The following is an 8,208-nucleotide window of genomic DNA, read 5'->3' as shown; positions in this document are numbered from 1 at the left end:
GAGATCAACGGCAGCGACGCGCCGCAGCCGATCTCGGCCGGCTGGACCTTCGTCGACGCAAGCGCCGAGCGCGCGCGAGAGATGGCGGTGAGGTACATCGGCGGCTACTACCGCACGGTGCTCGACCACTACCAGTTCGCCGGCGCGCACATGAAGAACCAGCGCGGCTACGAGTACTACGCCAAGATGAACGAGAAGCTCGCGGTCTACGGCGACCAGAAAGCCATCGAGTTCTTCGCCGACCTGCAGGTCTATGGCACGCCCGAGCAGGTCCACGACAAGATCATGGCGATCCACAAGCAGACGAACAACTGCGGCTATGTCGGCGTCTTTTCCTATGCCGGCATGCCCCATGAAGAGGCGGCGCGGAACATGCGGATGTTCGCCGACACCGTGATGCCTGAACTGAAGAAATTCGACGCCGGTGCACCGGTCGACCGCTCGCACCCCCTGCCCGACCTGCGCCTCGCCGCCGCTGCAGAGTAGAAGGCGCGCCGTCGATCCTCCTGATACGCTGCGGCATGGATGTGATTGCAGCCCATGCCGGCTGGTCTAAATGCTCAATGATCTGAGGGCAGCCTGGCGCCTGCGCAGCGGACAGGCGGGACCAGGACGGCTGGCCTTCCTCAGCCTGCTGATCGTGCTCGCGGGGGCCACCGACGGGCTGGGCCTCGCCCTCCTCGTGCCGCTGCTGAATTCGCTGGGCGCCACCGAGGCCGGTCCCCAGGGCGGCCTGCTCGCCCTCCTGCCGAAGACCCTGCCCGGCCTGCTGCTGGTCTTCCTGGGCATCGTGCTGGTCCGCGCGCTGGTCTCGCGCACGCGCCTGCTGGCGACCGCCCGCCTCTCCTTCGATTTCGCGGTGGCGCTACGGGTCAGGGCCTACGCCGCCATCGCCCGCGCCTCGTGGCCGTATCTGCTTCGCCGGCGGACCGCCGATTTCCACGCGCTCTTCTCGACCGAGATCGACAGGGTGGAGCACGCGACCCATCTGCTCCTCGAAGTCCCGGCGCGCCTGTCCATCCTCGCGGCGCATTTCGTGGTCGCCTTCGCCATCGCGCCGGGTTTCACCGCGCTCGCCATCGCCTTCGGCACGGCCCTGATCTGGCTGATGCGGCACCGGCTGACCGAGAGCCGGCGGCTCGGCGAGATGGCTTCCGACGCCAACATGCGCGTGAGCCGCGAGATCACCGAATTCCTCCAGGCGCTGAAGCTCACCAAGGCCTATGGCGCGGAGGCCCGGCATGTGCAGGCCTTCGCCGACGCCGCCCGCAGTGCCGAGGGGGCGGATCTCGCGGCCAATCGCCTGCAGGCCGACACGGGCTTCCTGCTCGACTGCCTCGTCGCGCTCGCGCTGGCGGGCTTCCTGTGGGCAGCCGCAAGCTGGGCCGGCCTGCCGCTGGCCGACCTGCTGGTGCTGATCCTGGTCTTCCAGCGGCTGCTGCCGATGCTGCAGAGCGTGCAGGAACTCGGCCAGCAATTCGTCCATGCGTCCCCCGCCTACCGGTGGGTTGCCTCCGAGATCGAAGCCTGCGAGTCGGCGGCCGATGCACCCGAGGCGGCCACGCCGGAGCCAGTCCCCTTCGAGCGCGAGATCCGGATGGAGGACGTCCATTTCGGCTACGACGGCCAGCCGGAAATCCTGCGTGGCGTCGACCTTTCCCTGCCGGCCGGCTCGCTCACCGTGCTGTCGGGCATATCCGGTGCCGGCAAGAGCACCATCCTCGACCTGCTGGGTGGTCTGCTCACACCGCAATCGGGTCGCATCCTGATCGACGGGCGCGAACTCACGCCGCAGATCGCGCCAGCCTGGCGGCAGTCGGTCGGCACGATGGCACAGGAGGCCTTCCTCTTCCACGCGTCGATCCGCGCCAATCTCGCCTGGGCACGACCCGACGCCAGCGATGAGGCGATGCGGGAGGCGATGCGGCTGGCCGGCCTCGGCGATTTCGTCGCCGCGCTGCCGCTGGGTCTCGACACGGTCGTCGGCGACCGTGGCGCCAACCTGTCGGGCGGCGAACGCCAGAGACTGGCCCTGGCCCGCCTGCTGCTGCGCGCACCGCGGCTGATCCTGCTCGACGAGCCGGCCAGCGCGCTCGATGCCGCCAACGAGGAGCGCATCCTGGAGACGATCGCCGGCCTGAAGGGACGGGCGACGATCATGCTCGTGACCCATCGTCCCGCCGCCATCGCAGCGGCCGACCGTCACGCCGTGCTGGTCGAAGGCAGGCTGGCGTGAACGCGGCGGCGCTGCGCCTGCTCGCGCTCGGATCGCTCGGCTATGCAAGCAGCCTTGCCAAGAATGTCGTCAAGGAAGCGCTCGGCCGACCGCCGCACTTCACCGCCGATGACGTCCTGTTCCGGCACTATGTGCGGCAGCTCACCGGACACGGAAGACTCGACAGGATCACCAGCGTTGCCTCGACGCACGAGGGCGCCGGTTCCCAATCGCTGATGACGATGAGGGCCATCGAGTTCGCACGCGCCCAGGGCCTGACCTACGTCCACACGCCGTTCACCGAGATCCATCACGCCGATCGGCCGATGCACGAATGGGCGGCGGCCTGGGAATCGCATTTCAATCTCGGGGCGGGCGAGGCCAGCGTTGGCGACGCGGGCCCGCACGATGCCGTCAATTTCGCCTTCACCTTCCCCACGTTGCGCGCGCTGTTCGGCGTCGAGGACGAAGATCGTCCGTTCGAGGAATCGCTCGTTCGCGACTTCAGGCGCAAGTACCGCCTGAACAAGACGCCCCGCCCGAAGGGGTCGCCAAGTGTCTGCATCCACGTCCGGCGACGCAACCGGCACGACTTCCATTCGGAGGATGCGACCGACATGGCCTGTCTGGCGCGGGTCGTCGCGCAGCTTCGCACGATCCTGCGCGAGCTTGGTGTCGGTCACACGCTGCGCGTCTTCTCGCAGGGAGACCCCGCCGACTTCTCCCGGCTCGACATTCCCGAGAGCCAGTTGTTCCTCGACGCCGATCCGTTCGGGAGCATGCGCGAGATGATCGAGGCCGATCTTCTGGTCACGACACGTGGCACGTTCGGTCACGTGACCGGCCTGCTGTGCGATGGGATCGTCCTGTCCGACGGCCTGTTGCCGTCGCAAAAAGGCTGGCTGACCTACGATGCCGGCGGAGGGTTCGACGCGGCGGCACTGGCGTCCAAAGTCTCGGCGAAGATGCGCTCGGCCAGCGGCAGGTAGCGCAGCAGCAGCGGCTCGAACTTGGTGTACTCGCGCAACGCCTTCGTGATCGCAAACAGCCGGAGCCGGAAAGACGGCAGCGGCGCGCGTGGGTCGATCAGCGGCCTTTCAAATTTCGACGGACTGACGCCCCTCGACCGGAATTCGAGGGCCAGGCTGAGACGGGGCTCGGCGCTTCCGGCATTGGCGCCGCCCCAATGGAGGATGTTGCCGCGCCAACCGATCATCGCGCCGGCGGTAGCCGGCAGGGCAATCACGTCCTGCAGGGCCGCGCGAACGACGCGTGGCGACAGCGGCGTGTCGGTATCCATGGCGTCGGAAATCTCGCGCGAGACGCCGGCCGGCAGCAGGAACATGCAGCCATTCTCGACCGTGGCATCGGAAAGCGGGATCCAGGCCGACAGGAACGCGTCCCCGCCCTCGCGGTAGTCGTCGTGCGGGCTCCAGCCGGCGACGCGCCGCTCGCCCGCGACCCAATGGGCCCAGACGACCGTGTTCTGCAGATAGCCCTCGCCGACCGCCCACTCGAGAAAGGATGCGACCTGCGGCGACCGCGCGATGCTCCAGAACTCGTCGAAAACGAAGGCGAAGGCGACCGGCCAGCCATCGGCGCGAACCGCCTCGACGATGCGGCGCATCCTGGCGATCAGCGCAGGGGCGAACACCTGCGGCAGCCGGAAGTAGCCCTCGCTGTCGAGGCGGCGCTTTTCGCGTGCGGCATCGGCGTCGAAGATGCGCGCCGGGCCGTCGTCGCCTCCGCCGTCCCCTCCAATCGAGGCGAACGGCACGAGCCCGCGCCAGCGGTCGATGTCGAGAGCATCCTTGAATCGCTTCTCGGTGTCCTCGGGCGACAATTCGGACTGCTTCAGGAGCCTCTCGACGGCCGAGGCGAACTGCTCCGGAGATGCGCGCATCAGCCGGCGGAGCGCACGTGGGCGAAAAGCTTTCGAAGGTTCTCGGGCAGGCTGCCGAGGAAGCCAGGCTCGAAGACCAGGCGCGGCAGGGTCTCCTTCCGGAAATTGACCGGATCCTGGTACCAGCGCCGGGCATAGGTGGCATAGACCATCGGCCTCACCTGGCCGGACCGGTTGGCCATCCCGCTATGGTATGTGCGGAAATCCCACATCATACCGGAGCCGAGCGGAATGGTGGGCCGTTCCGGCTCGGCGCCCTCGTGCTCTCCCCGCCGGTGGCTGCCTGGCCACAGCGCCGTAGTGCCCGATATCTCGTTCATCTCGACCAGCGGGAGGGCGAATGTCATGGCGTAGGCCGGCAGCAGACGTGAGATCGCCGAGTTGAACAGGATCGGACCGTCATGGTGGATGTGCTGTTCCTCGGCGCCGCTCAGCGAGAGGATGGCGCCGAAGGCATCGATGATTGCTTCGTCGTCGAGGATCATGCGCACGAGCGCGATCACATAGGGATTGGCATAGACCTGCTCGGCCCCGAGGCCACCGGAAAAATGCAGCGGAATCATGAAGCGCCGGGCACCGACTTCCAGCGACTGGGGCGTTTCCATATCCCGGATCTGGTCCTCGTAGCGTTCGAGGAACTCCTCATGCAGCGAGCGAATCGTGTCCTGCGGCACAATATTGTCGAGAATGACGTAGCCTTCGCGTGTGAACCCGTCGAAAGCCGCCTCGACCTCCTTCGACCGGGAGAGATCCTCGGTCGGAACCCCGGAAAAATCGATTCGGATCATGTGCGTCGCTTATATATCCAGCCGGGCCCTTGCGGTATTGCCTCGGCGCCAAGGCTGTCTCAACGTTCGAGGAAGTCAAGACATTCTGCTATGAGCATGCAAGCTGTCCACCCCGGGCCGCCGGCAGGAGTGCACGTGAACGCCCGTCATCGCCACCTCGTCTACGGCCTCGTGATCGAGAGCGAGCTGCCGCTGACGTCGGTGCACGAAGCGGCCGGCAGCGACGGCCGCGCCGACATCACGCTCCTCGCCGGATCGCCGGACTATTTCCGGGCCATCGTCCCCGGCGGCGCCCGCGACCCCGATGACTGGATCGAACACGTCGTTCTCGACGACGGCAGCGTTTACATGAAGTCCAGCGATGTCTTCGAGGCGACGATCTCGGCGAACGGCCGTACCGCCATCTGCCGCATGCTGGGCGACGTCGAGCAGAGGGCCTTCGAAGCCAACCTCCTGAACTTCGTCGTCAGTGCGTCGCTCACCCTGCAGGGCGAGGAGACTCTTCATGCGACCGTGCTCGAGATGGAGGGTCGCGCCGTCGGATTGCTGGGCCAAAGCGGTGCCGGCAAGTCGACACTGGCAGCCTACCTGATCAGCCACGGCGCCGACCTCGTAACCGACGACATGCTGCGCGTGAGCTTCGCCGGCGACACGATCCTGGCCCATCCCGGCCCCTATCGGCTCAAGCTGCTCGACCAGCCCGCCACCGGCTTCCTGCCGGACGCCGTCGCCGACGGGCATTTCAACGCGCTGAGCGGCAAGATCATGGTACGGCCGCGCCGTGAGCCGCGCAGTCATCGCGCGCCGTCGCGGCTTGCCGCCCTGTTCCATCTCGGCGACCCCGATGACGACACGATCACGGAGGTCTCGAGCGCCCGCCTGAGCGGCCTGGAACTCGCGAAGACCCTGATGTCGTCGGCGATGGACACACGGTACGCCGGCAGCAGCCGCATGGAGCACCAGATGCGCTTCGTCGCCCGCGTGGCGGATCTGCTGCCGGTTCATGCGCTGCGCTATCCGCGCACCGTTGCGGCGCTCGACGGCGTCGCCCGCGAAATCCGCCGGATCATCGGACCATGAGGCCGCTGGCGACCTTTCTTGCCTTGCCGGGAGGCGACCGACTGCTGCTGCTCAGGGCCGCCGCGACGCTGGTCGTCGTGCGCTGTGCCTTGCACCTGTTATCGATCGAGCGGCTGCGCCGCTGGGCCGGCCATCTCCGCGACGCAAATCGGCCTGCAGACCCCATCATCTGGTCGGTCCGGACCGCCGCCCGGCGCGTCCCCGGCACCACATGCCTTTCCTCGGCCCTGGCGCTCCAGCGTCTGCTGTCATCGGCCGGTCACCCGTCGCAGGTCCATATCGGGGTCGCCCGCGACGCCTCCGGCTTTACGGCCCACGCCTGGCTCGTCCACGATGGAATTGTGGTGATCGGCGAGGAAGAGCACGAACGCTACGCCCGTCTCACGGCATGGGACGCGAGCAAGACGTTAGGCATGTCGGGCTAGTGTTCGCAGCGCTCCTCAATATCAGGGACGAGCCAATCGACCTCCGCCGGTTCCCTCGCGGCTTCGAAACCGTCGGCCGGGCCGGACGTGCGGCCTTCAGCGCGGCAGGAGGCAGCACATCGGCCATGCTGGCTGGACGCTACTGGATCGTGGGCCGCTTCCGCCTCGACGCACGGGACGAACTCCGCTCGCGGCTCAGCCTCTCCGCCGCTTCGAACTCCGATGCAGAGCTGTGCCTGCTGGCCTACGCGAAATGGGGCGAGTCCTTCACGGATTTCCTGGCCGGCGACTTCGCCTTCATCCTGTGGGACGACGTTGCGCAGTGCCTGCTCGGCGTGCGCGACCAGATGGGCGTACAACCGCTCTTCCATTCGAGGACAGCGGATGCCTGGATTGTCGGTGATTCGCTCGACTGGCTGGCCGGACAGGTGCCGACGAGCGACGTGCTCGACGACTACTGGATCGCCGACTTCCTGGTCCTCGGCGTGGCGCGCGAATTCGAGCGCACCGTCTATCGCGACATCAAGCGGCTCGCGCCGGCGCATGTGCTGAAGCTCGGCGGGGGCGGTCTCTCGCTGCGCCCATACTGGCGGCTCGATATCCCCGAACCGATCTATCTGCATGGAGCCCAGGCCTACCACGAGCGCTTTCGCGAACTGCTGTCGCGTGCGGTGGCGGACCGTCTACCCGCCGGCCGGGTGGGCATCGCGATGAGCGGCGGCCTCGATTCGACGACCCTGGCGGCGACCGCTGTCCAAGTGACCGGCGACCCGTCACGGATCGTCGCGGAGTGCGAGCACTACGAACGACTGATGCACATACGGGAGGATCACTACGCCTCTCTCGCAGCCCGCCATATCGGAATCGAGTTGCGCATCCGAGCAGCCGACGACATCGCCTACGATCCGCAATGGCGCGCGCGGGAGCTACGGTCCCCCGAACCCATGACGGCGCTGATCAACGCCCACGACATTCAGCGGGTCGCACGGGAGATGGCTGAAGCCGCTCCCGTCTGGCTGGATGGAGAAGGTCCGGACAATGCGCTCCTACTGGAGCGGGACGCTTATCTTGGATGGCTGCGTCGGCAGCGGTCCTGGCGACGGCTGGCGCAGGCATTGATCGAGTACAGCACGGCCAAGGGCATCGCCGGCTGGGTGCGGACGATCGGCCGCCACACCGGACTGCAGCGGGAAGCCGAGTTGGAGCCGTTCGATACGTTACCACCCTGGCTCCGGCGCGACTTCGCCGAGCGGCTGGCCCTGCCGGAACGACAGAAATCCCTCGGCACGGGAGGTGACATGTCGCATCCTTGGCACCCTGCCTCGATCGGCTCGTTCACCAGCCCGATCTGGCAATGCCACTTCGACGTCCATGCCTTCGAAGGTACGCTGGGCGGCTTCGAGTGGCGCTATCCCTATCTCGACCTCCGGGTCCTCGAATTCATGTTGTCGGTTCCACCGATCCCGTGGGGATGGAACAAGCGGCTGATCCGCGGGGCCATGCGCGGCCGGCTGCCCGCGGAGGTGCTGGCCCGCCGAAAGACTCCGCTCGACTGCTATCCGGAAGTGGCGACGATCCGGGAGGTCGGCCTGCCGGTCCTGCCGGAGGGGCACCGGCTCGCCCGCTACATCGACCCGCAATTCCTGCCCGATCTCGGCGCCTCCGATCCCGATCTGGCGATGTCGCTCAACGCCCATGCGCTGGACCACTGGCTCGCGTGCCAATGCCAATGAGGCGGCAAAATCAATGGCTTATCGCATTTGCTCCGCAAGAAATCTGTTGTTACCCTAGGCCTTG

7 protein-coding genes and 1 pseudogene are annotated in these 8,208 nt (G+C 67.1%); 6 read left to right on the top strand and 2 right to left on the bottom strand.

From position 1 onward, the window contains the following. The 3 genes and pseudogenes from Q0Q48_RS25235 to Q0Q48_RS25225 form a co-directional block, all read left to right on the top strand. Window positions 1-486 (top strand): annotated as a pseudogene (locus Q0Q48_RS25235) (hypothetical protein); the annotation flags it as partial. A 70-nt stretch (window positions 487-556) separates the two neighbouring features. Further along, window positions 557-2,236 carry an ABC transporter ATP-binding protein gene (locus Q0Q48_RS25230; RefSeq protein ID WP_295144360.1) on the top strand — a complete coding sequence of 560 codons (1,680 nt, stop codon included), beginning with the start codon at window positions 557-559 and terminating at the stop codon, window positions 2,234-2,236. Continuing rightward, window positions 2,233-3,204 (top strand): hypothetical protein, encoded by a 972-nt coding sequence (locus Q0Q48_RS25225; RefSeq protein ID WP_295144357.1) that lies wholly within the window; start codon window positions 2,233-2,235, stop codon window positions 3,202-3,204. Before Q0Q48_RS25230 ends, Q0Q48_RS25225 begins: the two co-directional genes overlap by 4 nt. Here Q0Q48_RS25225 and Q0Q48_RS25220 read toward each other — a convergent pair. Continuing rightward, window positions 3,123-4,118, bottom strand: coding sequence for a phytanoyl-CoA dioxygenase family protein (locus Q0Q48_RS25220; protein ID WP_295144354.1), 996 nt, complete (start codon window positions 4,116-4,118; stop codon window positions 3,123-3,125). The two genes, Q0Q48_RS25225 and Q0Q48_RS25220, sit on opposite strands and share 82 nt — an antisense overlap. After that, window positions 4,118-4,906: a phytanoyl-CoA dioxygenase family protein gene (locus tag Q0Q48_RS25215; RefSeq protein WP_295144351.1), complete on the bottom strand. Its 789-nt coding sequence runs from the start codon at window positions 4,904-4,906 to the stop codon at window positions 4,118-4,120. Before Q0Q48_RS25215 ends, Q0Q48_RS25220 begins: the two co-directional genes overlap by 1 nt. A gap of 135 nt (window positions 4,907-5,041) precedes the next feature. On the opposite strand from Q0Q48_RS25215, the gene Q0Q48_RS25210 reads away from it, so the two are divergent. From Q0Q48_RS25210 to Q0Q48_RS25200, 3 genes are all read left to right on the top strand, one after another. After that, entirely contained in the window at window positions 5,042-5,986 is a 945-nt protein-coding gene (locus Q0Q48_RS25210; RefSeq protein ID WP_295144349.1) for a hypothetical protein, read from the top strand. Then, window positions 5,983-6,411, top strand: coding sequence for a lasso peptide biosynthesis B2 protein (locus tag Q0Q48_RS25205; protein WP_295144346.1), 429 nt, complete (start codon window positions 5,983-5,985; stop codon window positions 6,409-6,411). The genes Q0Q48_RS25210 and Q0Q48_RS25205 overlap by 4 nt, the downstream gene beginning before the upstream one ends. Before the next feature lie 125 nt (window positions 6,412-6,536). Further along, entirely contained in the window at window positions 6,537-8,144 is a 1,608-nt protein-coding gene (locus tag Q0Q48_RS25200) for an asparagine synthase-related protein (RefSeq protein ID WP_295144344.1), read from the top strand. Window positions 8,145-8,208 lie beyond the last annotated feature (64 nt).

This window comes from uncultured Reyranella sp. (genome assembly GCF_945957355.1).
GTDB lineage: Bacteria > Pseudomonadota > Alphaproteobacteria > Reyranellales > Reyranellaceae > Reyranella.
Note: the sequence above shows the minus strand (reverse complement) of the source record. Positions and strands in the feature narration are given on the sequence as shown.

Excerpts from the sequence above, each read along its gene's own strand:
- Q0Q48_RS25230 (WP_295144360.1), top strand. The coding sequence starts at position 557 with ATGCTCAATGATCTGAGGGCAGCCTGGCGCCTGCGCAGCGGACAGGCG.
- Q0Q48_RS25220 (WP_295144354.1), bottom strand. The coding sequence starts at position 4,118 with ATGCGCGCATCTCCGGAGCAGTTCGCCTCGGCCGTCGAGAGGCTCCTG.
- Q0Q48_RS25215 (WP_295144351.1), bottom strand. The coding sequence starts at position 4,906 with ATGATCCGAATCGATTTTTCCGGGGTTCCGACCGAGGATCTCTCCCGG.
- Q0Q48_RS25205 (WP_295144346.1), top strand. The coding sequence starts at position 5,983 with ATGAGGCCGCTGGCGACCTTTCTTGCCTTGCCGGGAGGCGACCGACTG.
- Q0Q48_RS25200 (WP_295144344.1), top strand. The coding sequence starts at position 6,537 with ATGCTGGCTGGACGCTACTGGATCGTGGGCCGCTTCCGCCTCGACGCA.